Source organism: Tistrella mobilis (genome assembly GCF_041468085.1).
Lineage (GTDB): Bacteria > Pseudomonadota > Alphaproteobacteria > Tistrellales > Tistrellaceae > Tistrella > Tistrella mobilis_A.
Genome location: NZ_CP121017.1, coordinates 4,453,862 through 4,479,289, shown reverse-complemented (window position 1 = coordinate 4,479,289; position 25,428 = coordinate 4,453,862). Strand labels below are relative to the sequence as shown.

Annotated in this window: 24 protein-coding genes; 15 read left to right on the top strand and 9 right to left on the bottom strand. The window is 68.3% G+C overall.

What is annotated here, in order from left to right; all coding sequences use genetic code 11:
• Nucleotides 1-119: 119 nt before the first annotated feature.
• Complete coding sequence (locus tag P7L68_RS25765) at nucleotides 120-1,343, bottom strand: UbiH/UbiF/VisC/COQ6 family ubiquinone biosynthesis hydroxylase (RefSeq protein WP_372006963.1); 1,224 nt, start codon at nucleotides 1,341-1,343, stop codon at nucleotides 120-122.
• A 358-nt stretch (nucleotides 1,344-1,701) separates the two neighbouring features.
• Between P7L68_RS25765 and P7L68_RS25760 the strand changes: the two genes are divergently transcribed.
• The 9 genes from P7L68_RS25760 (at nucleotide 1,702) to P7L68_RS25720 (ending at nucleotide 12,476) form a co-directional block, all read left to right on the top strand.
• A complete protein-coding gene (locus P7L68_RS25760; RefSeq protein ID WP_372002653.1) occupies nucleotides 1,702-2,040 on the top strand; it encodes a P-II family nitrogen regulator in 339 nt (112 codons plus the stop codon).
• 27 nt (nucleotides 2,041-2,067) lie between these two features.
• Nucleotides 2,068-3,393, top strand: a complete 1,326-nt coding sequence (amt, locus tag P7L68_RS25755) for an ammonium transporter (RefSeq protein WP_372002652.1) — start codon at nucleotides 2,068-2,070, stop codon at nucleotides 3,391-3,393.
• Nucleotides 3,394-3,621: 228 nt separating this feature from the next.
• Nucleotides 3,622-4,833 (top strand): aminotransferase class I/II-fold pyridoxal phosphate-dependent enzyme, encoded by a 1,212-nt coding sequence (locus P7L68_RS25750; protein ID WP_372002651.1) that lies wholly within the window; start codon nucleotides 3,622-3,624, stop codon nucleotides 4,831-4,833.
• 68 nt (nucleotides 4,834-4,901) lie between these two features.
• Nucleotides 4,902-7,319, top strand: a complete 2,418-nt coding sequence (locus tag P7L68_RS25745) for a DNA translocase FtsK (RefSeq protein WP_372002650.1) — start codon at nucleotides 4,902-4,904, stop codon at nucleotides 7,317-7,319.
• 25 nt (nucleotides 7,320-7,344) lie between these two features.
• A complete protein-coding gene (locus P7L68_RS25740; protein WP_372002649.1) occupies nucleotides 7,345-8,025 on the top strand; it encodes an outer membrane lipoprotein carrier protein LolA in 681 nt (226 codons plus the stop codon).
• Nucleotides 8,026-8,049: 24 nt separating this feature from the next.
• On the top strand, nucleotides 8,050-9,426 hold the full coding sequence (locus tag P7L68_RS25735) for an MATE family efflux transporter (protein ID WP_372002648.1): 1,377 nt from the start codon (nucleotides 8,050-8,052) through the stop codon (nucleotides 9,424-9,426).
• 56 nt (nucleotides 9,427-9,482) lie between these two features.
• Entirely contained in the window at nucleotides 9,483-10,268 is a 786-nt protein-coding gene (locus P7L68_RS25730) for a gamma-glutamyl-gamma-aminobutyrate hydrolase family protein (RefSeq protein ID WP_372002647.1), read from the top strand.
• 24 nt (nucleotides 10,269-10,292) lie between these two features.
• On the top strand, nucleotides 10,293-10,904 hold the full coding sequence (locus P7L68_RS25725; protein WP_372002646.1) for a hypothetical protein: 612 nt from the start codon (nucleotides 10,293-10,295) through the stop codon (nucleotides 10,902-10,904).
• Nucleotides 10,905-11,060: 156 nt separating this feature from the next.
• Nucleotides 11,061-12,476 (top strand): alanine/glycine:cation symporter family protein, encoded by a 1,416-nt coding sequence (locus tag P7L68_RS25720; RefSeq protein WP_372002645.1) that lies wholly within the window; start codon nucleotides 11,061-11,063, stop codon nucleotides 12,474-12,476.
• 91 nt (nucleotides 12,477-12,567) lie between these two features.
• Here P7L68_RS25720 and P7L68_RS25715 read toward each other — a convergent pair whose 3' ends face one another.
• Together P7L68_RS25715 and P7L68_RS25710 are read right to left on the bottom strand one after the other, a co-directional pair.
• Nucleotides 12,568-13,794 carry a polyhydroxyalkanoate depolymerase gene (locus P7L68_RS25715; RefSeq protein WP_372002644.1) on the bottom strand — a complete coding sequence of 409 codons (1,227 nt, stop codon included), beginning with the start codon at nucleotides 13,792-13,794 and terminating at the stop codon, nucleotides 12,568-12,570.
• A gap of 368 nt (nucleotides 13,795-14,162) precedes the next feature.
• Complete coding sequence (locus P7L68_RS25710) at nucleotides 14,163-14,726, bottom strand: SCO family protein (RefSeq protein ID WP_372002643.1); 564 nt, start codon at nucleotides 14,724-14,726, stop codon at nucleotides 14,163-14,165.
• A gap of 381 nt (nucleotides 14,727-15,107) precedes the next feature.
• On the opposite strand from P7L68_RS25710, the gene cbiB reads away from it, so the two are divergent.
• Nucleotides 15,108-16,121: an adenosylcobinamide-phosphate synthase CbiB gene (gene cbiB, locus P7L68_RS25705; protein ID WP_372002642.1), complete on the top strand. Its 1,014-nt coding sequence runs from the start codon at nucleotides 15,108-15,110 to the stop codon at nucleotides 16,119-16,121.
• A 16-nt stretch (nucleotides 16,122-16,137) separates the two neighbouring features.
• On the opposite strand, the gene P7L68_RS25700 is transcribed toward cbiB, so the two are convergent.
• The 4 genes from P7L68_RS25700 to P7L68_RS25685 all read right to left on the bottom strand — a co-directional run bounded on the left by P7L68_RS25700 (nucleotide 16,138) and on the right by P7L68_RS25685 (nucleotide 18,867).
• Nucleotides 16,138-16,830 (bottom strand): lipid-binding SYLF domain-containing protein, encoded by a 693-nt coding sequence (locus tag P7L68_RS25700; RefSeq protein WP_372002641.1) that lies wholly within the window; start codon nucleotides 16,828-16,830, stop codon nucleotides 16,138-16,140.
• 137 nt (nucleotides 16,831-16,967) lie between these two features.
• Nucleotides 16,968-17,507, bottom strand: a complete 540-nt coding sequence (gene cobU, locus P7L68_RS25695; RefSeq protein WP_372002640.1) for a bifunctional adenosylcobinamide kinase/adenosylcobinamide-phosphate guanylyltransferase — start codon at nucleotides 17,505-17,507, stop codon at nucleotides 16,968-16,970.
• Nucleotides 17,501-18,130 (bottom strand): histidine phosphatase family protein, encoded by a 630-nt coding sequence (locus tag P7L68_RS25690; RefSeq protein WP_372002639.1) that lies wholly within the window; start codon nucleotides 18,128-18,130, stop codon nucleotides 17,501-17,503. Before P7L68_RS25690 ends, cobU begins: the two co-directional genes overlap by 7 nt.
• On the bottom strand, nucleotides 18,121-18,867 hold the full coding sequence (locus tag P7L68_RS25685) for an adenosylcobinamide-GDP ribazoletransferase (protein ID WP_372002638.1): 747 nt from the start codon (nucleotides 18,865-18,867) through the stop codon (nucleotides 18,121-18,123). The genes P7L68_RS25690 and P7L68_RS25685 overlap by 10 nt, the downstream gene beginning before the upstream one ends.
• 337 nt (nucleotides 18,868-19,204) lie before the next feature.
• Between P7L68_RS25685 and cobT the strand changes: the two genes are divergently transcribed.
• The 5 genes from cobT to P7L68_RS25660 all read left to right on the top strand — a co-directional run bounded on the left by cobT (nucleotide 19,205) and on the right by P7L68_RS25660 (nucleotide 24,008).
• Nucleotides 19,205-20,242 (top strand): nicotinate-nucleotide--dimethylbenzimidazole phosphoribosyltransferase, encoded by a 1,038-nt coding sequence (cobT, locus tag P7L68_RS25680; RefSeq protein ID WP_372002637.1) that lies wholly within the window; start codon nucleotides 19,205-19,207, stop codon nucleotides 20,240-20,242.
• Nucleotides 20,243-20,492: 250 nt separating this feature from the next.
• Nucleotides 20,493-21,404, top strand: coding sequence for a diguanylate cyclase domain-containing protein (locus P7L68_RS25675; RefSeq protein ID WP_372002636.1), 912 nt, complete (start codon nucleotides 20,493-20,495; stop codon nucleotides 21,402-21,404).
• Between the two features lie 267 nt (nucleotides 21,405-21,671).
• Nucleotides 21,672-22,208 carry a sigma-70 family RNA polymerase sigma factor gene (locus P7L68_RS25670; RefSeq protein WP_372006962.1) on the top strand — a complete coding sequence of 179 codons (537 nt, stop codon included), beginning with the start codon at nucleotides 21,672-21,674 and terminating at the stop codon, nucleotides 22,206-22,208.
• Entirely contained in the window at nucleotides 22,208-22,918 is a 711-nt protein-coding gene (locus P7L68_RS25665) for a ChrR family anti-sigma-E factor (protein WP_372002635.1), read from the top strand. Before P7L68_RS25670 ends, P7L68_RS25665 begins: the two co-directional genes overlap by 1 nt.
• An 82-nt stretch (nucleotides 22,919-23,000) precedes the next feature.
• Entirely contained in the window at nucleotides 23,001-24,008 is a 1,008-nt protein-coding gene (locus tag P7L68_RS25660) for an asparaginase (RefSeq protein ID WP_372002634.1), read from the top strand.
• Between the two features lie 64 nt (nucleotides 24,009-24,072).
• Here the strand turns inward: P7L68_RS25660 and P7L68_RS25655 are convergent, their stop codons facing one another.
• The gene (locus P7L68_RS25655; RefSeq protein ID WP_372002633.1) at nucleotides 24,073-24,714 is read right to left on the bottom strand and encodes a CoA transferase subunit B; all 642 of its coding nucleotides are present in this window, start codon (nucleotides 24,712-24,714) and stop codon (nucleotides 24,073-24,075) included.
• 2 nt (nucleotides 24,715-24,716) lie between these two features.
• Nucleotides 24,717-25,427, bottom strand: coding sequence for a CoA transferase subunit A (locus P7L68_RS25650; RefSeq protein WP_062761522.1), 711 nt, complete (start codon nucleotides 25,425-25,427; stop codon nucleotides 24,717-24,719).
• Nucleotide 25,428 lies beyond the last annotated feature (1 nt).

Below are 25,428 nucleotides of genomic sequence, written 5' to 3'. Positions count from 1 at the left end.
ACATCGGCCCGACGGGATGCGCCCATCCGGTCCGCCACGTTGTTAGTTTGTCTGATGATTACCAGCGGTAGCGGAAGACGGCCAGCCCCCGATCATGGGGGGCGCCCTGAAAATGCGTTTCAGGGCATACGTCCCTGAACCAGGGCCGGCAGGCGGCCCAGTTCGCCCATTGCGTGGCGCATGGCCAGCCTCTTCACCGGCCCCAGCCGGTTCACCGCGGCAAGCCCCAGATCACGCGCCAGGCGTACCGGCGCCACATCGTTGGAGAACAGCCGGTTCAGCCCGTCGGTCGCTGCCACCAGCGCCATGGTGTCGGTGCGGCGCCAGCCTTCGTACCTGGAAAGCACATCCGGTGCCCCGACATCGCCGCCCAGGCGCCGCGCCTGCACCATCACCTCGACCAGGGCCGCCACGTCGCGGATGCCCAGATTGAAGCCCTGCCCCGCGATCGGATGGATGGCATGGGCGGCATCGCCCACCAGCGCCAGACGCCGGTCGACGAAGCGCCGCGCCAGCGTCAACGCCAGCGGATAGGCGAAGCGCGGGCCTTCCAGCCGGAGCTGCCCCAGGAAATCGCCAAAGCGGATACGCAGTTCCTCCAGATACCGCACATCGTCCAGGACCTGGATCCGGGCCGCATCTTCGTGCCGCTCGGTCCAGACGATCGATGAGCGGTTGCCGGCCAGCGGCAGGATGGCGAAGGGGCCAGGGGTGAGGAAGCGTTCATGCGCCACACCCTCGTGCGGGTATTCATGGGCCACCGTGCAGACCAGCCCGGTCTGCCCATAGCCCCATTCGGTCACCGCGATCCCGGCCTCGTCACGCAGGCGTGACCGGCGGCCATCGGCCGCCACCACCAGCGGTGCACGCAAAACCCGGCCATCGGCCAGGGTGACGGTCGCCCGCGCGCCCTGCCGGTCCACCGCGACCACGCCTGCCGGGGCCACCACGGTCAGCCGATCGGCAAGTGCCGCGGCACGCTGCGCCAGGGCAGCTCGCATGTGGCGGTTCTCGACCAGCCAGCCCAGCGGTTCTTCCCCCACCTGGGCATGGTCGAAATGCAGATGCATCAGGCTGGGGCCGTCGGTGACCCGGATGTGCTCGATCGCGCCGGTCTCCGTCACCAACGGCCAGACGCCGATCGCCGCCAGCACCTGCTTCGACCCATGGGCAATGGCACTGGCCCGGCCGTCGAAGCCGCAATCGAGCTGTGCCGTAGGATCCTCACGATCGACGATGATCACATCGAGCCCGGCCGCGGCAGCCGCAACGCCCAGCGTCATGCCGACCAGCCCGCCGCCCACGATCACCAGGTCGCCCGCCGTCATCTGCCCCGTGATCATCTCCATAGGCCTCCGCTCCGTCACGCCTGCTCGGTCACGCCGGGCCGCTTTGCCCGGCCCCGACGCGCAAGATCGGCCCGCCGGTTCCGAAAGTCCAGCCATGGCCGGCAATTCATGGCGTGACCAGGAATTGCCCATCGCTGGATAATCTGCACAAAAAACAGACAAAATCATCTGCCATCGCCCCATCCGGGCCGGGCCGCCCCGGGTGAATTGCCCGTCCATCGTGCATTGCAGGGCAGAATCCCGCCGGTGACACGAAATTGGCACGGGTCTTGAAGTGTCCCGTCCGGACCGCCGGCGCCCAGGGCGCCGGCCGCCAGAACATCGAGGCTGCGGGGGAAAGGAACAGGGCGCCATGAAGCTGATCTCTGCGATCATCAAGCCCTTCAAGCTGCAAGCCGTTCGCGAGGCGCTGACCGATCTGGGCATCCAGGGCCTGACCGTCACCGAGGTGAAGGGTTACGGCCGGCAGAAGGGCCAGACCGAAATCTATCGCGGCGCGGAGTACGAAGTGAATTTCGTGCCCAAGCTGAAGATCGAGATCGCCCTCAACGACGATCTGCTGGAAGCAGCGATCGAAGCGATCCAGACCAATGCCCAGACCGGCAAGATCGGCGACGGCAAAATCTTCGTGTTCGACCTCGAACGTGTGGTGCGCATCCGCACGGGCGAAACCGACAAGGACGCTCTCTGAGCCAACTGGGAAGGAGACCCACCAGAGATGGCGCTGACGGCCACCAACTTCCGGCGTGCCGCCCTTGCGGCGATCGCTCTCACCCTCGTCGCGGCACCGGCGCGGGCCGAAGTCGACCCCGAGGTTCAGTATATCCTCAACACCTTCTCGTTCATCATCAACGGCGCCCTGGTCATGTGGATGGCCGCGGGCTTCGCGATGCTCGAATCCGGCCTGGCCCGGACCAAGAACGTCGCCACCATCCTGCTCAAGAACATCTCGCTCTTCGCCGTGGCCGGCATCACCTTCTACCTCGTCGGCTACAACCTGATGTACATGAACGTCGACGGCGGCTGGATCGGCAGCCTGGCCATCTGGTCGCAGAGCGACGCTACGGGCGACGCGATCGTCTACGAGGCCGGCACCTACGCCTCGGCGTCGGACTGGTTCTTCCAGATGGTCTTCGTGGCCACCGCAGCCTCGGTGGTGTCGGGCACGGTTGCGGAACGCAGCAAGCTCTGGTCGTTCCTGCTCTTCGTCGTGCTGCTCACCACCATCAGCTATCCGATCACCGGCTCCTGGGTCTGGGGCGGCGGCTGGCTGTCGGAAATGGGCTTCGTCGATTTTGCCGGCTCCACCCTGGTGCATTCCGTCGGCGGCTGGGCCGCGCTCGTCGGTGCCATCATCATCGGCCCGCGCATCGGCAAGTACAGCCGTGACGGCCGCGTGAACCCGATGCCCGGCTCCAACCTGGCGCTCGCCACCCTCGGCACCTTCGTTCTCTGGCTCGGCTGGTTCGGCTTCAACGGCGGCTCGATGCTGGCGCTGGGTACCGGTGCCGACGCCACCGGCATGGCCAATGTCGTGGCGAACACCAGCATGGCAGCTGCCGGCGGCATCGTCGCCGCGATGATCCTCTCGCAGCTGCTCTACAAGAAGGTCGACCTCACTCTGGCGCTGAACGGCGCCCTCGCCGGCCTGGTCTCGATCACGGCCGGTCCCGACACCCCCTCCATCGGCGGGGCGATTCTGATCGGCGCGGTCGGCGGTGTGCTCGCCAGCCTGACGGTGCCGCTGCTCGACAAGCTGAAGATCGACGACGTGGTCGGTGCCATTCCGGTGCACCTCGTCGGCGGCATCTGGGGCACGATCGCCGTGCCGATCACCAACGCGGACGCCAGTTTCGGCACCCAGATCGTCGGCATCATCGCGATCGGCGCCTTCACTGCGGTGTTCTCGGCCGTCGCCTGGCTGCTGATCAAGTTCACCGTCGGTGTCCGGGTCTCGGAAGAGGTCGAGCATGGCGGCATGGACAAGGCAGAGCTGGGCCTCGAAGCCTACCCCGAGTTCGGCCGCGGGTCGCAGACCCTCTGACGCCACCGCCCACCGGAACAACCCGGCTGCCCCGGCAGCCGGTCCCGCCTCCGACGCCCCGGTCTTCTGGTGAAGGCCGGGGCGTCCGCTCTTGCGGCGAGGCGGTTATGCGCCGTAAGGTGCCCCGGCACCCCCGCGGCCCGCACCCTTGGCGCCCCAGGCCACCACCCTGGCGGCACGACCGACGGACGGCGGTTTCGGAACGACTTCAATCCTCTGGCGTCATCCATGCTCAATCCCCGGCTCGCCGCGCTCACCGACTACCCGTTCAGGCGCCTGGACGCGCTGATCGCCGGCGCCGAGCCGCCGGAAGGCATCACGCGGCTGATGATGTCGCTGGGGGAGCCGCAGGGTGGCGCCCCGGCCATGATCGCCGAGATCCTGGCAGCCGAGGCTGGAGGCTTCGGAAAGTATCCGGCGGTGGCCGGCACGCCGGATCTGCGCCGGGCGATCACCGCCTGGGCCACCCGCCGCTACGGCCTGCCCGACGGCTTCCTCGACCCCGAGACCTCGGTCCTGGCCGCGGCCGGCACCCGCGAAGCGCTGTTCGCCACCCTTCAGGCGGTAACGCCCGAGACGAAGGACGGTGCCCGCCCGGTGGTGCTGATGCCCAACCCCTTCTACCAGGTCTATGCCGGCGGCGCGGTGATGGCCGGGGCCGAACCGGTCTTCGTGCCGGCGATCGCAGAGACCGGCTTCCAGCCCGATCTCGCCGCCGTCTCGCCCGATCTCTGGCGGCGCGCTTCGGCGGCCATCGTCTGCTCACCCGCCAACCCCCAGGGGACGGTACTGAGCGAGGCAGCGATGCTCGATCTGATCCGCATGGCGCGTGCGCATGATGCGGTGCTGATCGCGGACGAATGCTATTCTGAAATCTGGGTCGAGACCCCGCCTCCGGGCCTGCTCGAAGTGGCGGCGAAGCACGGGCTCGGCCTCGACAATCTGCTGGTCATGAATTCGCTGTCCAAGCGCTCGGGTGCGCCGGGGCTGCGTGCGGGCTTCATCGCCGGTGACCCGAAACTGATCGCCGGCCTGCTGCGGATGCGCACCTATTCGACCGGCTTCCTGTCGCCGCCGCTGATGGCCGCTGCGGCAGCGCTCTGGTCCGACGAAGCCCATGTCGAGATCAATCGCGCCCGGTACCGGGCCTCGATGGCGGCCGCGCAACGGATCCTGGGACCGGCCTTCGGCTGGACCATGCCGGCCGGAGGCTTTTTCGCCTGGGCCGATGTCGGCGATGGCGAGGCCGCGGCGCGCCGGCTCTGGGCCGCAGCCGGTGTCAAAGTCCTGCCCGGCGCCTATCTTTCCCGCGAGGGCGACCCCGCCCATGGCTTCGCACCAGACAATCCCGGCGCCCGCTATGTTCGCATCGCGCTCGTCCACGCACCGGATGTCGTCGAGGAGGGGCTGACCCGCATCGCCCGCACCCTCGCCGGCTGACCGCCGCCGCCTTCCGCCACCGTCCCCCCGTGGACATCCCGTCTTCCAGACACGATCAGCCGAGACCCATGGCCGCACGCTCGACCGGAACCGATCGGACGACCCGCTTCCTGCCCGCCGGCGCCGCCGGCCTTGCCCAGCGCCTGACCCGCGCCGCCGGCGGGCTGGTTCTGGCGGTGATCGCGATCTGTCTGATCCTGGCCCTGGCGAGCTATGACCAGAACGATCCGTCGCTGAACCACACGGCAGAATTCCCCATTGTCGCCAATATGATGGGCATGGCCGGCGCCTATTTCGCCGACATGTCCCTGCAGGCGCTGGGGCTGGGCGCCCTGATCCTGCCGATGGTGATGCTCGGCTGGTCCTGGCGGCTGATGCGCGGCCGCGGGCTGCCGATGCTGTGGCTGAACCTGACCGTATTGCCCGTCGCCCTGGTCGCGACCGCCGGCCTCGCCGCCGCCTTCGGCCGGCCTGAAGGCTGGCCGCTGGAAAGCGGGCTCGGCGGCGTGGTCGGAATGCTGCTTTACGCCCGGCTGACCGCCGTCACCGGCGTCGGGCCCTATCTGGTCGTCACCCTTGGCCTGGCGCTCGGCGGCATGCTGGCCGCTGCCGGCATGGGTCTCGGTGACTGGCGCAGCATCGGCCGGGGTATCGGATCCGCCGGTGGCCTCGCCGGCCGTGGCGGCAACCGCCTGGCCGCCCTGCTGCGGCGGCGCGACACTGCCGAAGACGACACAGCGCCGGCCCGTCGGCGCCCCGCGCGAAGCGACACTGCCCGCCGGATGGCAGAACCACGTTTCGACGACGATGCCGGACCGGTCCCCGCGCCGCCGCGGCGGCGCGCCCCCGAACCCGCCGAGATGCCCGCTGCCGGTGGCCCGCGGATCGGCACGCCCCGACGCAATGTCGAGGCAGCTGCTGCCGAGGCCCGTCGCCGCAACCCGCTCGACCTGGACGAAGCCTCCAACTACCGGCTGCCGGCCCTGGATCTGCTGGCACTGGCACCGCGGGGCGGCACCGGCAGCCAGGACCCGGGGCTGCTTGCCGAACAGGCCCGGGCGCTGGAAGGGGTGCTCGACGATTTCGGCGTCAAGGGCCGGATCGTGGAAGTCCGCCCCGGGCCGGTGGTCACGCTGTTCGAGCTGGAGCCGGCGCCCGGCATCAAATCGTCGCGCGTGATCAGCCTTGCCGACGACATCGCCCGCTCGATGAGCGCGATTTCCGCGCGCGTCGCGGTCATCCCCGGCCGTAACGCCATCGGCATCGAACTGCCCAACCCGAAGCGCGAGATGGTCTTCCTGCGCGAGCTGCTGGCAAGCGAGGCCTACGAGGTCACCGCCTCTCGGCTGGCACTGGCACTCGGCAAGGATATCGGCGGTGCGCCGGTGATCGCCGACCTCGCCCGCATGCCGCATCTTCTGGTCGCCGGCACCACCGGCTCGGGCAAGTCGGTCGCGATCAACACCATGATCCTGTCGCTGCTCTACCGGCTGTCGCCCGACCAGTGCAAGTTCATCATGATCGACCCCAAGATGCTGGAGCTGTCGGTCTATGAGGGCATTCCGCATCTGCTGGCACCGGTGGTGACCGAGCCGGGCAAAGCGGTGGTGGCTCTGAAATGGGCAGTGCGCGAGATGGAAGGCCGCTACCGCGCCATGTCGAACCTGGGCGTGCGCAATATCGGGGGCTACAACAAGCGTGTCGCCGAGGCCCGTGACGCCGGCGAGATCCTGACCCGTACCGTCCAGACCGGCTTCGATCCCGAGACCGGCAAACCGATCTTCGAGGAACAGACCCTCGAAACTGAACCCATGCCCTATATCGTGGTCGTGGTCGACGAAATGGCCGATCTGATGCTGGTGGCGGGCAAGGATATCGAGGCGGCGATCCAGCGCCTGGCCCAGATGGCGCGCGCCGCCGGCATCCATCTGATCATGGCCACGCAACGGCCGTCGGTAGACGTGATCACCGGCACGATCAAGGCCAATTTCCCGACCCGTATCTCCTTCCAGGTCACCAGCAAGATCGACAGCCGCACCATTCTGGGCGAGCAGGGCGCGGAACAGCTGCTGGGCCAGGGCGATATGCTGCACATGGAAGGCGGCGGCCGCATCACCCGCGTCCACGGCCCCTTCGTCTCGGATGAAGAGGTGGAGAAGGTGGTGCGGGCCCTTAAAGAACAGGGTGCGCCAACCTACATCGAAGCGGTGACCGACGATCCGGAGCTTGCCTCCGGCAGCACCGCCGACATCATCCAGGGTGGTGGAGCCGGCGGCGGCAGCGGCGAGGATGATCTCTACGATCAGGCCCTTGCCGTCGTGCTCCGGGAACGCCGGGCCTCGACCAGCTTCATCCAGCGCCACCTGCAGATCGGCTACAACCGGGCGGCGCGGCTGATCGAGCGCATGGAGAACGAAGGCGTCGTCAGCCGGGCCGATCGCACCGGCCGCCGGGAAGTGCTGCTCGGCGAGCCCCGCGACGACTGAGCGCCGATACGAGGAGTTTCCCCCCATGTCCCTTCGCCTGCCAGGCACCCTTCGCCGTGCCGCTCTCGCCGCGGGTACCCTCGCGGTGATCGCCACGGCCCTGCCCGAGGCCGCCCTCGCGCAGCAGAAGCCGGCTGCCGCTCCTGCGAAGGCACCCAATGTCGCCGCGGCCGAGGCCAGACGCGACATGGATCGCGCAGAGGCCTATCTGAACGGCTTCCGGCGCATGAAGGCGCATTTCACCCAGGTCGCCGCCGACGGCTCGACCTCGGAAGGCACCTTCTATCTGTCCCGCCCGGGCCGGCTCCGGGTCGATTACGACCCGCCGGTCGATCAGCTTCTGGTCGCGAACGGCGCGCAGTTGATCCATTACGACCGCAAGCTCGATCAGCCCTCCTACATCCCGCTCAGCCAGACGCCCGCCGGGCTGCTGACCCGCGAGACCTTCGATTTCGATGATCCGCTGCTCGAATTCGCCGGCTACGAACGCGACGCCAATGCCTTCGCCATCACGCTCCGCGATGCCAAGAACCCCGATCTGGGTTCGCTGGCCCTGGTCTTCACCGACAACCCGGTGCAGCTGCGCCAGTGGGTGGTGACCGATCCGCAGCGCGGGGTCACCCGGGTTACGCTGACCGACGTGAAGCTGGACCCGACGCTGGACAGCGACCTCTTCGTCTTCAACCGCTTCGCGCCGAAGAAGTGACGAGGGTCGGGACGTGATTGCCCCGTGACCGGCACCGCCGGAATGGCCGGTGCCGGTCACGCGGCGCGGCCTGGGATCGACAGCCGCGCGATCTGGCGGATCGCCGGGCCGATGATCCTCTCCAACCTGTCGGTCGCGGCCCTCGGCGCCGTCGATACCGGTGTCGCCGGCCATCTGGGGTCGGCACACAGCCTTGCCGCCGCCGCGATCGGCGGGCAGTTGCTGTCGTATTTCATCTGGTGCTGCGGCTTCCTGCGCATGGGCACCACCGGCCTTTCCGCCGGGGCCGCCGGCCGGGGGAATGGTCCGGAAGGGGCTGCCGTGCTGGGGCGCGGGCTGGCGCTGGCGCTCGGGCTTTCTGCCCTGCTCGGCCTCGTCCTGGGCATCGCCCTGCCCTTGCTGCTCGGCCTCTTCGGTCCGGCACCCGCCGTCAGGGATCTGGCAGCCGGCTATATCCTGATCCGCCTTACGGGGCTACCGGCCGCCCTCGGCATGCTGGTGCTGGTCGGCTGGTTCGTCGGCCGGGGCGAGGCCCGCCTGCCACTTGCCATGATTCTGGCCACCAATCTGGTCAATGCCGGCCTCGATCTGCTGCTGGCCCTGCATATCGGCCTCGGCCTCGACGGGCTGGCGATCGCGAGCGCCGTGGCGGACTGGACCGGCTGTCTGATCGGACTTGCCGCCGCCCTCCGCACCCTTGCCCGTGAGCGCACGCCCCGCCCCGACGGCAAGGCATTGCTCGACTGGCAAGCCATCGCCCGCATGGCCCGGATCAATGGCGACATCTTCGTCCGCACCCTGCTGCTGATCGGCGGCTTCGCCCTGTTCATGAGCCTGGCCGGCCGGCTCGGCACCACCCAGCTGGCAGCCACCGCCCTGCTGCTCACCTTCTTCAGCATGGCCTCGCAGGGGCTGGACGGCATGGCCTACGCCGCAGAGTCGCTTGCCGGCCGTGCGCTTGCCGCCGGCGATCTGGCGGGCTTCGATCGCGCGGTGCGCATGACCGGGCTCTGGACAGCCATGCTGGGCCTGCTCACCGCGCTGATCTTCGCGCTCGCCGGCCCGACCCTGATCGCGGCCCTCACCGATCTCGCGGAAGTGCGGCGGGCGGCAGGCGACCTTCTGCCCTATGTCGTGATCCTGCCGCTGATCGCCTGGGTCTGTTTCTGGCTGGACGGCGTGTTCATTGGCGTCACCTGGTCGGGTGCCATGCGCGACGCCATGCTGATCGCCTTCGCGATACACCTTGGACCCGCACTGCTTCTGCCCGATATGATGGGAGCGGACGGGTTGTGGATCGCCTTCCTCAGCCTGTTCGCGGCACGCGGTCTGGCGATGGCCGGCTGGTACCTGGCCCGCCGGCGACGCCTCTCCCCCCAGCCTCAACGACCCAGCATCTGACCACGCCACCTCGCGGCCTGTCGCAGCGGCCGCACCAGCCATCGGAGCCGATCGCCTTGTCGAGCGCGCCCATTCCCTCCGGCCGTCGGCCGGTCATCGCCGTCACCGCCTGCATCAAGCTGGTGGAGGGCAGCCCCTCCCATGCTGCAGGCATGAAATATGTCGAAGCCGCGGCGGATGGTGCCGGCGGCATGCCGCTGATCCTGCCGGCGCTTGGCGCGGGTATCGACATCGATCAGGTGCTCGACCTCGCCGACGGCGTGCTGGTGACGGGCAGTACCTCGAATGTGGCCCCCGAAATCTATGGCGGACCGGCACCGCGGCCCGGTAACAAGGCCGATCCGGCACGCGATGCCACGACCCTGCCGCTGATCCGCAGGGCGATCGACCGCGACCTGCCGCTGCTTGCAATCTGCCGCGGCCATCAGGAGCTGAACGTCGCCTTGGGCGGCAGTCTGCACCAGCATGTCCACGAGGTGCCGGGCATGATGGATCATCGCGACGATGCCAGCCTGCCCTGGGAAGAACGCTTCGGCCATGCCCATCCGGTAACGCCCGAAACCGGCGGCCTCCTTGCCCGGATTCAGGGCGGTGTCACGCCCTTCCTGGTCAATTCCCTGCACCACCAGGCCATCGACCGGCTCGCTTCCGGGCTTCGTGTCGAGGCCCGGGCCGAAGATGGTCTGATCGAGGCGGTTTCCGTACCCGGCCGCCGCTTCGTATTGGGCGTGCAGTGGCATCCCGAGGCCTTGTGGCGGATCGATCCCGCCCACGACGCCATCCTGAAAGCCTTCGGACAGGCTGCCCGTGAACGTGCCGCCCGTGCCGAAGCTGCTGCCTGACGATCTGCCCCGGATACCTGCCTCATGCCCCGCCTGCCCGACGATTTCGACGACGACGACGGTTTCGACCCCGATCACCCGCTGGCCGATCAGCCGGCACTGGCGGCGGTCGCCCGCTTCGCCCGCATGCTGGAGACCATCCCCTGGTTCTCGCGCGTCGGTGACCGGCTGGATGCCGAGGACCGGGCAGCTGCGGAAGACTACCTCTCGGCGCTGGGCTTCCCCGGCGCCGCAGTGGTCCCGGTCGGCGACTGGTATGAGGCGGCGGACTGCGCCGAGGCGCTGGACATGCACTCCCTCTCCTGGGAGGAGGAGGAGCATCTCCGCGCGGTCGCCCATGAAACCGCGCTTGAGATCACCGATGAAGAGGCGCTCGACGTGGCGCTCTCCCATGTCGCTCATCAGGCCGCCTCTCTGGTCGGCCCGGCGGCGGTGCTCTCGATGCGGGTGGGCGGGCTCGACGACGAAGCTCTGGCCCGGGCCGCAGCCGGCCATGCGGTTCAGGCCTGCCACCAGGCGGCGCTGGTCCTGGCCGCAGGCCTGGGGGCCGAGCATCCCTTCGCGCTGAAATTCCGGCTCTACGAGCGAGGCCGCTGGCCGGTCTCGATCACCGGAGAGAGCTTCAACCTGTTCTGATCACAAGACCCGCCTATGCCGATGGCCGGACAGCGGCATGGCGGAGATCGCCGTGTCACTGGCGCCAGTTCGCGTCATCGGTTCAAATGGGGCGGTCGGGCCTGAATTCGAAACCTCCAACCACGGGTCCGACCAGCCGAAAGGGGTCCGGCCCGCATGGATGCAGTCATCGATTTTCTCAACACCCTGCTCTGGAACTATGTGCTGATCTACGGCCTGCTGGCGGTGGGCATCTACTTCACCCTCCGTCTGCGCTTCGTCCAGATCCTGCACTTCCCCGAGATGATTCGGGCGGTGATCGGCTCGGGCGACAATGACCGGTCGGGCATCTCACCCTTTCAAGCGCTGTGCACGAGCCTCGCCTCGCGCGTCGGGACCGGCAATCTGGCCGGCGTGGCCGTGGCGCTCTATCTGGGCGGGCCGGGCGCGATTTTCTGGATGTGGGTGGTGGCGGCGATCGGTATGGCAACCGCCTATGCGGAAAGCAGCCTCGCCCAGCTCTACAAGGTGCGCGACGGCCACCGGCAGTATCGTGGCGGGCCGGCTTTCTACATGGCCAAGGGGCTGAAGGCGCCCTGGGCCGGCTGGCTGTTCTCGGTCTTCCTGATCCTGACCTTCGGCCTGGTCTTCAACGCGGTCCAGGCGAATTCCATCGCCGAGGCCGGAGAGGCGGCTTTCGGCCTGGGTAAGATCTGGATCGGCCTCGCCATCGCCGTGCTGACCGCGGTCGTGATCTTCGGCGGCATCCGCCAGATCGCCCGGGTGGCAGAGCTGGTGGTGCCGTTCATGGCGGTGGTCTATCTGGCCGTGGCGCTCTATGTGATCGCCGTCAACATCACGGAAGTGCCGGCGGCGATCGGCATGATCCTGCGCAGCGCCTTCGGCCTGGAGCAGGCGGCAGGCGGCATCGTCGGTGGCATGGCCGCCGCCATGCTCAACGGTGTGAAGCGCGGTCTGTTCTCGAACGAAGCCGGCATGGGCTCGGCACCGAACATCGCCGCCGCCGCAACACCCGACCCTCACCACCCCTCCTCGCAGGGCTTCGTGCAGTCGCTGGGCGTGTTTATCGACACCCTGCTGATCTGCACGGCGACCGCGATCATGATCCTGCTCTCCGACCGGCTGGTGCCCGGCTCGGGCGTCACCGGTACCCAGCTGACCCAGGAGGCGCTGACCGCCCATATCGGCGATGCCGGCGCCTGGTTCGTGGCGGTGGCGATCTTCTTCTTCGCCTTCACCTCGATCATCGGCAACTACGCCTATGCCGAGAACGCCCTGGTCTTCGTGAAGGCGGACAGCACGATCGGCATCACCATCCTGCGCTGCGGCACCCTCGCCATGGTGCTCTGGGGCAGCTATGAGAGCGTTTCCACCGTGTTCAATGCCGCCGATACTTCCATGGGCCTGATGGCGGTGATCAATCTGATCGCCATCGTCCTGCTGTCGGGGACGGTTGCCAAGCTCACCCGCGACTATCTGGAACAGCGCCGCGGCGGCCAGACCCCCGTCTTCCACGCCGCCGACTATCCCGAACTGGCGGGCGAGATCGACGAGGACATCTGGAGCCGCTGATCAGACGGACAGACCAAAAGAAAGGCCGGCCTCCCCGCAGGGAGGCCGGCCTTTCTGCCATCGGATCCGTCCGGTCGGGGACCGGGATCAATCAGGCCGGCGCATGCGCCCGGATGAAGGCCGCGATACGCGGCTTCACCTGTTCGCGCCAGCGACGGCCGTTGAAGATGCCGTAATGGCCAACGCCCGCCTGCTCATAATGGGCATGCATATGCTCGGGCAGATTGTTGCACAGCTTATGCGAGGCACGGGTCTGGCCGATGCCCGAGATGTCGTCCAGCTCGCCTTCCACCGTCATCACCGCGGTCCGGGTGATGGCCGAGGGATCGACCAGCTTGCCGTTCACAACCATCTCGCGCTTGGGCAGCAGGTGGCGCTGGAACACACGGTCGATGGTCTCGATGTAGTATTCCGCCGGCAGGTCCATCACCGACAGATACTCGTCATAGAACGACCGGTGTGCCTCGGCACTGTCGCCATCGCCACGCACCAGATGCTCGTAGAGCTTCACATGGGCGCCGATATGACGCTCCAGGTTCATGGTCATGAAGCCGGTGAGCTGTACGAAGCCCGGATAGACCCTGCGCATCACACCCGGGTAGATGCCCGGCACCGAGTGGATGACATTGTCTTCGAACCACTTCAACGGCCGGGTCATGGCCAGCTGGTTGACCTGGGTCGGGCTCTCGCGGGTATCGATCGGGCCGCCCATCAGGGTCATGGTAGCCGGCGCACACGGATCGTCGGCCGCGTTCATCAGCGACACAGCCGCCAGCACCGGCACCGAGGGCTGGCAGACCGCCATCACATTGGTGCCGGGGCCCAGCAGGTGCAGGAATTCGATGACGTATTCGACATAGTCGTCGAAATGGAACGGCCCTTCAAAGACCGGCACCATCCGGGCATCCACCCAGTCGGTGATGTACACGTCGTGATCGGGCAGCAGGGCCTCGACCGTGCCGCGCAGCAGGGTGGCGTAATGCCCCGAAAGCGGCGCCACCAGCAGCAGCTTCGGGTCGTTCAGACCCTCGGTGTCGCGGCGGAAATGCAGCAGTTTACAGAAGGTGAGATCGTGGACGATCTCTTCGACCACCGGCACGGTGCGGCCGTCGATGACGGTGTGGTCAAGCCCGAAGGCGGGTTTCTCGTAGCGGTCGGTGACACGCTCGATCACCTCGGCCGCGGCCGCAACCATGCGGCCATAGGGCGAGTACGACATCGGATTGAACGGCGAACTGTGGATGCGCTGCGCGGCCTTCGCCATCAGACGGATGGGCGTCACGGTCGCGGCGTGCAGTTCGTGGAGTTGGTAAAGCATGACCCCTCACGCGCTGTCCGGCGGAGCTGGGGAGAGCCGCCGGCTGCGGCGGCATCGTCCACCTCCCTCGTGGTCGATGCCGTCTGTCACTGTCGATCTTTGATGCGACCGGCGCCATTCGCGGGCGCCGGCTCGGTCGGTCGAGGCTGGTACGGTCTTCGGTCCGGGCTTTACATCCGCTGCGTGGACGGCCGAAAAGGCCCCTTCGCGCGCTGTCGGAGAGCGCCCGTGTTAAACATCTGTTTCAATTAGGCATTATCCGCTGAAAAAGTAAATGAGTTCCGAAGACGTTGCCGAAAATCCACGACAACGACCCGGAATGGTCACCCGGAACGGCAGGACCCGTTGCAAAATGCAACCATGCGCCATCAAAGACGCTGTTTTATTGCCGCCACGATCGTATCGGGCGTGTCTCCGCGGTTAAAATGGGTGAGATACGCCCCCTCGCGATCCATCAGATAGATGAAGGCGCTGTGGTCGACGAGGTAATCGGTGGCGCTGGCGTCGTCGCGGACTGCCTGATAATAGACCCGATACTCCTTGGCCGCCGCCGCAATGGCTTCCGGCGTTCCGGTCAGCCCGGTGATGTGATCGTTGAACAGGCTGAGATAGCGTGCAATCTGGTCGGTGGTATCACGCTCTGGATCGACGGTGATGAACACAGGGGCCACTTTGTCGGCATCTGCCCCAAGTATCTCCATGACCGCCGAAATCTTCTGCAGATCAGTGGGGCAGACGTCAGGACAGAAGGTGTAGCCGAAATAGACCAGCATCAGCCGGCCGCGGAAATCCTTGTCGGTGACCGGCTTGCCGGTCTGATCGTTGAGCGCGAAGGGTCCGCCGATCAGCGCCCGGCCGGAGGAAACGCCGCCGGCGCGATCCGCCGACATCTCCACCCAGCGCAGTGCGAGCACGCCGCCGATCGCGACCACCGCCGCGATTGCGATAACGGCCAGAATGGACGGGCGGCGGGGGGCCTTCTTCGACATGATGCTCTCGATCCGCGGGGAAGGCCGGCAGGCCGTGGGCGCCACCGGTCGGGGAGGTCCTTAAGGAGCACCGGGTGAGGGAGACCGCGGAGCCCCGGCGATGCCATCGCCGCCCCGGGGGTCGCGGGGCCGGCAATGCAGGCGCTTCCACCCCATAGCAGCCGGGCGCCACGGCCGCAACCGCATCATCTGCGACCGATCGTCGCTCGCCATGGCCTGCCGCCGACAATTGACCCGCGCCCTTCAGCCGCCGCACACTCCGGTGATATTTCTACCGCCCCGGCCCCCGGTCCACCCGCCCTGTCCCCCCAAGGTTCCTGCTCCATGCCCGCGGACACGCTGTTCCTCGCCGCCATCATCGGCCCGGTCTTCGCGCCCGATCCCGGGCTTCTGCTGCTTGTGGTCGCCGTCCTCGACGGCTTCATCGGCGACCCGCCAGGGCTCTGGGCGCGCATACCTCATCCGGTGGCGGTGATCGGCCGCGCGATCTCCGCACTCGACCGCCGGCTGAACCGGCCGGAGCGAAGCGAGGCGGAACGGGTACGCCGCGGGGCGCTGACGGTGATCCTCGTGGCCGGCGGCACGGCGCTCGTCGCCTGGGGGCTGTCGGATCTGCTGCGCAGCCTCCCCTTCGGCTGGGTCGGCGAGGCGCTGATCGCCATGACCCTCGTCGCGCAGAAGAGCCTGTACGAACATGTCCGCGATGTCGCCGATGCACTGGCCCGCGACGGGCTCGCCGCCGGCCGGCGCATGGTGGCTCGCATCGTGGGTCGCGATCCGGAGAGCCTGGATGAAGCCGGGGTGTCCAGAGCCGCCATCGAAAGCCTGGCGGAGAACTTCTCGGACGGTGTGGTGGCACCGCTGTTCTGGTTTGCGGTGGCGGGCCTGCCCGGCATCGCTGCCTACAAGGCGATCAACACCATGGACAGCATGATCGGTCATATGACTCCGCGCCATGCCGCCTTCGGCCGGGTCGCGGCGCGGCTGGACGATCTGGTCAACTGGCCGGCCGCCCGGATCGCCGGCGGGCTGATCGCCTTGGCCGCCGCCCTGCCCGGACCGGGTGATGCCGGCGAGGCGATGGCCGCCATGCGCCGCGACGCCCGGCGCCACCGCTCCCCCAATGCCGGCTGGCCGGAAGCGGCGATGGCGGGCGCCCTCGGGCTCCGGCTCGCCGGCCCGCGCCGTTATGGCAACCGGGTGGTGGACGATGCCTGGATGGGCCGCGGCGACACGGAAGCGGGCCCGGCCGATATCGACCGGGCCCTGACCCTGTATCTGCGTGCCTGCATGGCGGGGGCGCCGCTGCTGGCCCTGCTCGCCACCCTGCTCGATTGAGCAGCGGGCTGCCGGCTCAGCGTCCCGAGAGCGTGCTCTTCAGCGTGTCGGCCTTGCCGTCCGAAACATTGGTGCGAAGGATATTCTCAGCCGTCAGCGACTGGCCGTAATAGGCACGATTCCAGTCCTCTTCGGGCACGATCACCGTGCCGTCGAGCGAGGCACCGCCGAACAGACCCTTGGCGTTCGAAAAGGCGACGATGTCGGCATCCATGTTGGTGGTGGTGCTGCCCTCGACGCCGGCGCCGACGGTCGCCACCGCGATCGAAACGTCACCGCCCAGCGAGACCTTGTCAGAGAGCAGTTTCTGCAACCCGCGCTCGGTGCGCACGACCAGCACCGTCTCCGACACCTGAACGCCGGCCTGCAGACCGATGCCGCCCTTGGCGATGTCGTAGAACACCGGCCCGCGCCAGCCGCCCGAATCCCGGGCCATCAGCACACCGACGCCCCCCTCACCGCCGATGATAAAACCGGCCTTGACCAGGCTGGGGGCGATCAGCACCGCCCGTGCGCCCTTCAGCTGCGCCTCGAAATCCTTGCCCTGGGGCGAGTTGCGAATCGCTTCGACCGTGGCGGCGGCCTTGGAGACCGTCTCCTGCTGGTCGTTGGCGTAAGCCGGCGCCACAATCGCCAGCGGCGCCATGGCAGCCATGGCGGCGACGGTCAGCGCAAGCGGGCGGCGGTCGTTGAGGCGCATGCGGAACATGAGAAAACTCCTCGGCGGGTGCATATCCGACGGCAGCGGCGGGGAGCTTCGCAGGCTCCGCCCTGATTTCGGTGAAACCGGTTCCGTGCCGTCCTGTCCCCGCCGTTATGCCATGACCGGCTGTGACAGGGGTGCGATCAAGATGCGACCTCTCCGGCACCGAAAGAAGGTCCTTTCAGCACCAGCGGCAGCCCGGCCGCCACAAAGATCACCCGATCGGCTGCCGCTGCCACCTGCTGGTTCATCCGTCCCGCGACATCACGAAACCGCCGTGCCAGTGCATTATCGGGCACGATGCCCAGCCCCACTTCATTGGCCACCATCACCACCGGGCGGCCCAGATCACGGGCAGCTGCGATCAGACGTGCGGTTTCGGTGTCCGGATCCCGCTCCAGATGCATCAGCGTCGCCGCCCAGATCGTCAGACAGTCGAGCAGGACCGCCCCCGCCTCCGCGGCCACCGCGATCGCCCCCGCCGGATCGGCCGGCGCCTCGACCGTCACCCAGCCGGCCCCGCGATCCGTCCGATGACGCGCGATGCGATCGCGCATCTCGTCGTCGAAGGCTTCAGCCGTGGCGACATAAAGCGGCCGGACATCCCCCGCCGCCGCCACTGTCAGACGCTCCGCCAGGGCACTCTTGCCTGAGCGCGCCCCACCCAGAACCAGGGTCAGCATGGTTCGTCGTCTCCCGTCAGCAGCGGCCGGTTCACCGTCTCCACCCGCCAGAGCACCGCGCCGTCATCCATCTGGATCCGGTCGATCCGGGTGAGCGACAGCGGATCGACAACAAAGGAAATGCTCTGCTCAGGCGTCAGTCCCAGCGCCTGGGCAAGGGCTGCCCGCACGACCCCGGCATGGGCCACGACCACCACCGGTCGCGTATCCGCCTCGGCGGAGATCCGGTCGACCGTCGCGGCGACGCGGGCGATCACGTCTGAATAACGTTCCCCCTGAGGTGGGCGCGCCCGGGCGGGCTGACGCCAGAAGGCGGCATAGGCGTCGGGCTCCGCCGCCTCGATCTCGGCATGTACCCGGCCCTCCCAGAGGCCGAAATTCTGCTCGATGAAACCCGGGTCGATCCGGGCCGTGAGGTCGGGGCGAAGCACCGATGCGGTGTCCCGGGCGCGGGCAAGCGGGCTCGCCACCAGCCGGATCCCCTCAGGCAGGTGGCGGGCGATCCGGGCTGCATGCCGCGGGGGCGGCAGATCCACAGGCGCCTCCCCCGCACCGTGGATGCGTCCGAGCGCCGACGCCGCAAGCGGGGCATGCCTCAACCAGTACCAGCGGGTCACGGCCACCACAGCAGGCCTCCATAAGCCAGAAGCAGGGCGCCGATCTCGGCCGCCTGCTGAAGTGCACCATAGACGTCGCCGGTGGTACCGCCGATCTGACGGAGCGCCAGGCGCAGGATCACCAGCGCACCGACCGCCGCTCCGACCACGAGCCCCAGCACCGCTGGCAGGGCCTGGAGATCCAGCGCCCACCAGGCCAGGCCGGCAGTGATCAACAGGGTTGCCGCAAGACCGGCCACAGCCGCCGCCGCAGGGCCACGCCCGGCCGCATCTGCCAGGCCCGGCCGGTCGCGTCGGGCCGGTGGCACCCAGGCCATGGCAAGGCCGATCGCCGCGCGGGAAAGCCCTCCCGCCCCGGCAGCCAGCACCGCAGCCCCGATCCCCAGCGGGGCCAGCGCCGCATAGAGTGCCGCCCGCAGGCCGAAGCCGAGGATCAGCGCGCCGGCACCGAAAGTGCCGACCCGGCTGTCCTTCATGATCTCCAGCTTCGCCGCCCGGTCACGACCGCCGCCGAAACCATCGGCGACATCGGCGAGCCCATCCTCGTGGATCAGCCCGCCGATCAGCGCCGCGGCGATCAATGCCAGCAGGGCTGCAATCCAGCGGTCGGCAAAAACCTCTGCCGCCCCCGCCAGCACCAGCCCGGCAAGTCCGCCTGCGATCAACCCGGCCGGCCCCAGCCAGCCCGCAAAGCGCGCGGCCGGCTGCAGACCATGCGGCGCCGGCACCGGCAGACGGGTCACGAGCCCCAGCGCCAGCCACAAGCCGTCGAGCGGTCGCGCAGGTGCTGGCGGCGGAGGGACCGGCGGGGGAGGTGTCGGCGGGGGGACGGGCAGCTGATCGGTCATGAGCCTGGAACGCCGGTTACGGAACAGGGAACTCGCCCGAAGATAGCGGCGCCCCGACCACCCGGCCAGCCTGCGGGTCATCCGTGATACCAGAAGGCTTGACCGGACGGGCGGGGCGCGCAATCGTTCCGGCCATCACGTCCCGGTATCGTCCGGGACGATTTTCCGCATCTTCGACCGGCCGCGACGCCCCTGAGGCGCCGGCGGCCCGTGCCTCAGGAGGCCCCGCGCCGTGGCAGCCGACCATTCCGCCATCCCGTTCAAGGATCTCGCCGGCGTCGCCGAGCTGGTCCGCGCCTTTCCCGGCCCCGACGAGGAAGCGATGGAGCGCGCCCGCGCCCGCGACGCGGAACTGACCAAGCCACGCGGCGCGCTCGGCCGGCTGGAAGAGCTGGCGGTCTGGACCGCCGCGTGGCAGGCCGCCCATCCGCCGCGGGCCGCCCGGCCGCTCGCCTGCGTCTTCGCGGGCAATCACGGCATCGCCGAACGCGGCGTCTCGGCCTATCCCGCCTCTGTCACGGAACAGATGGTGGCGAATTTCGTCGAAGGCGGGGCGGCGGTGAACCAGCTCTGCCGCTCCTTCGGTGCCGGGCTGTCGGTCTACGAGATGGGCCTCGACCAGCCGACGGCGGATTTCACCCGCGGCCCGGCGCTGGAGGATGCCGAGGTGCTGCGCGCCATCGCCTTCGGCATGCGGGCGGTGGAGCCCGGCATCGACATCCTGTGTCTGGGTGAGATGGGCATCGGCAACACCACGGCGGGTTCGGCCATCGCCGCCGCGCTATTCGGCGGCATGGGCTCGGACTGGGCCGGTCGCGGCACGGGTGTCGACGATGCCGGTCTCGCCCGCAAGATTGCGGTGATCGACGAGGCCCTGGGCTTCCACGGCCCGGCCCTCGCCGACCCGCTCCAGGTGCTCCGCCGGCTGGGTGGCCACGAACTGGCGGCGATCGTGGGGGCGGTGATCGCGGCCCGCATGCTCAGAGTGCCGGTGCTGCTCGACGGATTCACCTGCACCGCCGCAGCCGCGGTGCTCTGGAAGCTGGATCCGGCGGCGCTCGATCATTGCCGTATCGCCCATCTGTCGCGCGAGCCCGGTCATCAGCGCCTGGCCGCCGCCATCGGCCAGCGGCCGCTGCTCGACCTCGACATGGCCCTCGGCGAGGCTTCGGGCGCCGTGCTGGCCTCTGCCCTGGTCCAGGCGGCCATCGCCACCCATAACGGCATGGCCACCTTTGCCGAGGCCGGTGTCTCAACCGCCTCGGACTGAGCGAAGCCATCGTTGTTGCGTTGCGGCGTGTGTTAACGACTCTTAAACAATTGGGCCATTAAGCTGCAGGATGCATTCGAAGCGGCGGATGCACCCTGCGCCGGAGATATCGGCGCCATGTGTGCAGCAGAGTTGTCGGAGGGGTCGCGTGGAATACGCGGAACAGACCGATCGGTCGGAATCCCACGCACAGGCTGCCCTCGGACTTCTCAAATCCCACGCAGTTGCGCCAAATCCGATCAATTACACGGTGGCCTACGTTCATGAGGCCGGTCGCGACCCGGAACTCAGCCGGGCGATCGACGGGCTGTTGGCCGATGGCGGGCAGCTGACCCCGGATTTCCTGCGGGAAGCCTTCGAGCGGCATTTCGGCATGGCCCGCGAGGCCCAGGCGGTCCGCGAAGGCGGCGCCCGGCTCGCCGCAGAGGCGGAACGGGCACTCACCGCGGCAGAAGGCGCCCGCTCGGCGCTCGACACGGCAGCCGACGAGGCGCAGCGTCTGGCCGAACGGCTGGAGCATGGCGATGCCGTCGATCCCCGGCGTCTGGCCGAGGCGGCACGGGGACTGGCGCTGCTGGCCCGACGCACGGCCCAGCGCACCGAAGGCGCGGTGCGCTCGCTCGACGCTGCAACCGACCAGATCGGCGGTGTCCGCCGCGATCTGGACAAGGTCCGGCGCGAACTCGCCACCGATCCGCTCACCGGTCTCGCCAACCGCCGGCATTTTGAGCTGCGCCTGGGCGAGGAGATCGCACTGGCCCGCGAGACCGGCGATCCGCTGACCGTCATGCTGGTCGATATCGAGGGGTTCGACACCATCGCCGCCGCCCATGGGCCCGGCATCGGCGACCAGGTGTTGCGGCTGGTGGGCAAGACCCTGGCCGACGGCGTGCGCGGACGCGACGTCGCCGCCCGCTTCGGCGCCCAGCGCTTCGCCGTTGCGCTGCCCCATACAACAGAAGGCGAATCCAGCGCGATCGCCGAGCAGATCCGCAACATCGTCTCGGGCCGGCGGATCGTACGTCGCGACAATCGGGAGGCCGTGGGGCGGATTGCCCTGTCCGTCTCGCGCGCCACCCTGCAACCGGGCGAGGATATCGGCAGGCTGATTGCCCGCGCCGAGGCCGGCCTGGATGGCCGCCGCAGCCGCAGTCCCCGTTGATCCGGCATCGACCGGACCGGCCCCTGGCAGACACACGCCCCGCGGAACTTTTTTCGCGGGGCGTCGTTTTGCACTGATCCACTCAGCGCCGGGCCGCGTATCTCTGCGACAAAGGGAACCAATGGCCTGAAAGGCCGGTCCATGACCGATGAGACCTGCATCCGTCCGCGCCTTGCGGCGCGGAAAGGAGTCCTGTTAGATGGCGCCATGAGCACGGTGGACGGCCGTGGCGGTCCGTCCGACGGGTCGCGCACGGTATCAGAACGCATGGCCGATCTGATGGTCCTTGTCGCACGCGACAGGGATCGTCGGGCATTCGCCGAGCTGTATGCGTGGTTTGCGCCCCGTGTGAAGGGTTTCCTGATCCGGCGCGGCCTCGACCCTCAGCGGGCTGAAGAAGTTGCACAGGAAGCGATGCTGACCGTCTGGCGCAAGGCCGAGCGGTTCGACCGGCGTCAGGCATCGGTTGCGACCTGGATCTTCACCATTGCCCGCAACCGCAGCATCGACGAGTTGCGCCGCGAGAAGCGGCCGGAGATTGAGCTTGACGACCCCACCCTGGTCGGGGACGGCCTTGCCCAGCCGGCCGAGACCGCCTATGCCGCCGGCCAGGAGGCCGAACGGCTGAAGGTGGCCATCGGAACCCTGCCCGAGGAGCAGGCCCGCCTGCTGCACATGGCGTTCTTCGAGGATAAGTCCCACAGCGCCATTGCAGAGAGCGAAGACCTTCCCCTCGGTACGGTCAAGTCACGGTTGAGACTGGCGCTGTCCAAACTCAGGACGGCGCTGGGGCCGGTACACTGATGGAGCATCACGAGACCATGGGTCCGCAGCACCACATGCCGGAGGCGTGGCTGGTCGATTACGCAGCCGGCACGCTGGACGAGGCAAATGCCCTGCTGGTTGCCTGCCATGCCGCGCTGTGCCCGACCTGCCGCGAGACGCTGCGCCTGCTCGATGCGACGGGTGGGGCCCTTCTCGACGATCAGGCACCGGTCGCTATGGCCGACGACGCGCTGGCCGCCCTTTTTGCCCGGATCGATGCCGAGGATGCCGCGGCTGAGCCGGCCCGGCCCGGCCACCGGTCGCTGGATCTGGACGCCCTGCTTCCGGTAAGCGAGGGCACGTTGCGCCTGCCGAGGCCCCTGCTTGCTTATCTTCCCACGGCACCGCAGGATCTCCCCTGGCGCTGGAACGGACCAGGCGTTCATGTCATCGACCTCGCGGTCGGCCGGCATCCGGGCACCCGGACCGTATTGATGAAGATCGGTGCCGGCCGCGCCATGCCCCAGCATACCCACAGGGGCACCGAGGCATTGATGGTCCTGGCCGGCGGCTATCGCGACGAGAGCGGCGACTTCTTCCCCGGCGACGTCGCGATCTCCACCGGTGAGGTGGATCATCGCCCCATCGCCCATGACGACGGCGAATGCCTGTGCCTTGCGGTGCTTGATGCCCCGATCTCGCTGACCGGCACCGTCGGCCGGCTGCTCAACCCCTTCATCCGCTTCTGAACGCCCCACTCCCGAGGCCTTGAACTGCGGGGGTTGCGGCATCATCCTGACCGCCCAGCGCAAAGTGGAGGCGGAGAGGGTGATGGTGAGCGATCCGGTTCTGGTCGAGGTGGTCCGTGGCGGCTTCGTCGAAAGCCGCCACCGGGGTGCCGTGGTGGTCTGCGATGCGCAGGGCCGCGTGGTCCTGGCGCTTGGCGACGGTGACCGCCCGGTCTTTCCCCGTTCAGCCACCAAGCCGATTCAGGCCCTGCAGCTGATCGAAAGCGGTGCGGCCGATGCAATGGGGTTGAGCGCGGCGGAACTGGCCCTCTCCCAGGCCAGCCATAACGGTGAGCCGATGCATGTCGGCCGGGTGTCGGCCTGGCTGGATCGGATGGGGCTCGGCACCGAGGACCTGATCTGCGGCGCCCACTGGTCGTCGCACGACGCAACCGCTCGTACCATGGCGCGCGATGGCGGCGCCCCCTCCCGCGCCCACAACAACTGCTCCGGCAAGCATTGCGGCTTCCTGGCCACCGCCCGCCATCTGGGCGAAGCCGTGACCGGCTATGGCGACCGCGACCACCCGGTACAACGGCGCTGGCGCGACGCCCTGTCGGAGCTGGGCGACCATCCGCTGGACGATGCACCCCAGGGAATCGACGGCTGCGGCATCCCGGTGATCGCCATGCCGCTTCGCGCCCTCGCACTCGCCTTCGCCCGCATTGCCGACCCCTCGCGTGAGACCACCGCCCGGCGCGATGCAATGTCCCGGCTGAGCCGGGCGGTCTGGACGGCGCCCGAGATGATTGCCGGTACCGGCCGGCTCTGTTCCGCCATCGCCCGTCAGGCGCCGGGCCGGGTGCTGGCCAAGGTCGGCGCCGAAGGCGTCTATGCCGCAGCCCTGCCCGGCCTGGGTCTCGGGGTGGCGCTCAAGGTCGAGGACGGGGCGGTTCGGGCCGCGGAAACGGCGCTGCTCGCCACACTGGCACGACTCGGCGCCCTCGATGACGCCGATCTCGATGCACTCGCTCCCTGGAGCCGGCGCGGCATCACCACCTGGGCCGGTGCCGAGGTCGGCGTGATCCGGCCGTCGGAGGCCTTCATCTGAGATGACGAAAGGCCGGCACCGCGGATGCGATGCCGGCCTTGTCGTCATCAGGCAGCGGATCCGGTCAGGCGAGACCGGGCGCGACCTTGAATTCGGCCTCGGTGCGGGCCTTGACCTCGTCGACCGTCAGCCCCGGGGCCAGCTCGATCAGGGTCAGGCCGTCCTCGAAGCTGAACACGCCGACCTCGCTGATCAGCAGATCGACGCAGGCCTTGCCGGTCAGCGGCAGGCTGCATTCCTTGACCAGCTTGGCCGAGCCGTCCTTGGCATTGTGGTCCATGATGACCACCACGCGCTGAACGCCGGCCACCAGGTCCATGGCACCGCCCATGCCCTTGACCATCTTGCCCGGGATCATCCAGTTGGCGAGATCGCCTGCCTCGGAGACCTGCAGCGCGCCCAGGATCGACAGGTTGATGTGTCCGCCACGCACCATGGCGAAGCTGGTCGCACTGTCGAAATAGCTGGAATAGGACAGTTCGGTGATCGTCTGCTTGCCGGCATTGATCAGGTCGGGGTCGACCTCGTCGTCATAGGGGAAGGGCCCCATGCCGAGCATGCCGTTCTCGGAATGCAGCACCACATGCACGCCGTCCGGAATGTAGTTCGCGACCAGCGTCGGGATGCCGATGCCGAGATTGGCGTAGAAGCCGTCCTTCAGCTCCTTCGCCGCGCGGCGGCACATGTCTTCGCGAGTCCAGGCCATGGTCACGCCTCCCCACGGGCACGAGTGGTGCGCTGCTCGATGCGCTTCTCGTAATTGCTGCCGGCCAGGATCCGCTGCACGAAGATGCCGGGGGTGTGGATCGCGTCGGCGCCCAGGGCGCCCGGCTCGACCAGTTCCTCGACCTCGGCCACGGTCACCTTGCCCGCGGTCGCCATCATCGGATTGAAGTTCCGGGCGGTCATCCGATAGATCAGATTGCCCTCGGTATCGCCCTTCCAGGCCTTCACGATCGACAGATCGGCGACCAGCCCCCGCTCCATGACGTACTGCTCGCCATCGAACTCGCGGACTTCCTTGCCGTCGGCGACGATGGTCCCGACGCCGGTCTTGGTGAAGAAGGCCGGGATACCGGCACCGCCGGCGCGGATGCGCTCGGCCAGCGTGCCCTGCGGGTTGAATTCAAGCTCCAGCTCGCCCGCGAGGTACTGCTTCTCGAAGGTCTTGTTCTCGCCCACATAGGACGAGACCATCTTCCGCACCTGCCGGGTCTCGAGCAGGATGCCGAGGCCGAAACCATCGACGCCTGCATTGTTCGAGATGACAGTCAGGTCGCGAACGCCGGACTCGCGGATCGCAAGGATCAGGTTTTCCGGAATGCCGCACAGTCCGAAGCCACCGGACATGATGGTCATGCCGTCCCTGAGCAGGCCGGCGAGCGCCGCCACCGCGTCAGGGTAGACTTTCTTGCTCATG

Bases quoted from the DNA above. Each gene is read 5' to 3' on its own strand.
- P7L68_RS25765 (WP_372006963.1), bottom strand. From the start codon at position 1,343: ATGATCACGGGGCAGATGACGGCGGGCGACCTGGTGATCGTGGGCGGC.
- P7L68_RS25760 (WP_372002653.1), top strand. From the start codon at position 1,702: ATGAAGCTGATCTCTGCGATCATCAAGCCCTTCAAGCTGCAAGCCGTT.
- amt (WP_372002652.1), top strand. From the start codon at position 2,068: ATGGCGCTGACGGCCACCAACTTCCGGCGTGCCGCCCTTGCGGCGATC.
- P7L68_RS25750 (WP_372002651.1), top strand. From the start codon at position 3,622: ATGCTCAATCCCCGGCTCGCCGCGCTCACCGACTACCCGTTCAGGCGC.
- P7L68_RS25745 (WP_372002650.1), top strand. From the start codon at position 4,902: ATGGCCGCACGCTCGACCGGAACCGATCGGACGACCCGCTTCCTGCCC.
- P7L68_RS25740 (WP_372002649.1), top strand. From the start codon at position 7,345: ATGTCCCTTCGCCTGCCAGGCACCCTTCGCCGTGCCGCTCTCGCCGCG.
- P7L68_RS25725 (WP_372002646.1), top strand. From the start codon at position 10,293: ATGCCCCGCCTGCCCGACGATTTCGACGACGACGACGGTTTCGACCCC.
- P7L68_RS25720 (WP_372002645.1), top strand. From the start codon at position 11,061: ATGGATGCAGTCATCGATTTTCTCAACACCCTGCTCTGGAACTATGTG.
- P7L68_RS25715 (WP_372002644.1), bottom strand. From the start codon at position 13,794: ATGCTTTACCAACTCCACGAACTGCACGCCGCGACCGTGACGCCCATC.
- cbiB (WP_372002642.1), top strand. From the start codon at position 15,108: ATGCCCGCGGACACGCTGTTCCTCGCCGCCATCATCGGCCCGGTCTTC.
- P7L68_RS25700 (WP_372002641.1), bottom strand. From the start codon at position 16,830: ATGTTCCGCATGCGCCTCAACGACCGCCGCCCGCTTGCGCTGACCGTC.
- cobU (WP_372002640.1), bottom strand. From the start codon at position 17,507: ATGCTGACCCTGGTTCTGGGTGGGGCGCGCTCAGGCAAGAGTGCCCTG.
- P7L68_RS25670 (WP_372006962.1), top strand. From the start codon at position 21,672: ATGGCCGATCTGATGGTCCTTGTCGCACGCGACAGGGATCGTCGGGCA.
- P7L68_RS25665 (WP_372002635.1), top strand. From the start codon at position 22,208: ATGGAGCATCACGAGACCATGGGTCCGCAGCACCACATGCCGGAGGCG.
- P7L68_RS25660 (WP_372002634.1), top strand. From the start codon at position 23,001: ATGGTGAGCGATCCGGTTCTGGTCGAGGTGGTCCGTGGCGGCTTCGTC.
- P7L68_RS25655 (WP_372002633.1), bottom strand. From the start codon at position 24,714: ATGGCCTGGACTCGCGAAGACATGTGCCGCCGCGCGGCGAAGGAGCTG.
- P7L68_RS25650 (WP_062761522.1), bottom strand. From the start codon at position 25,427: ATGAGCAAGAAAGTCTACCCTGACGCGGTGGCGGCGCTCGCCGGCCTG.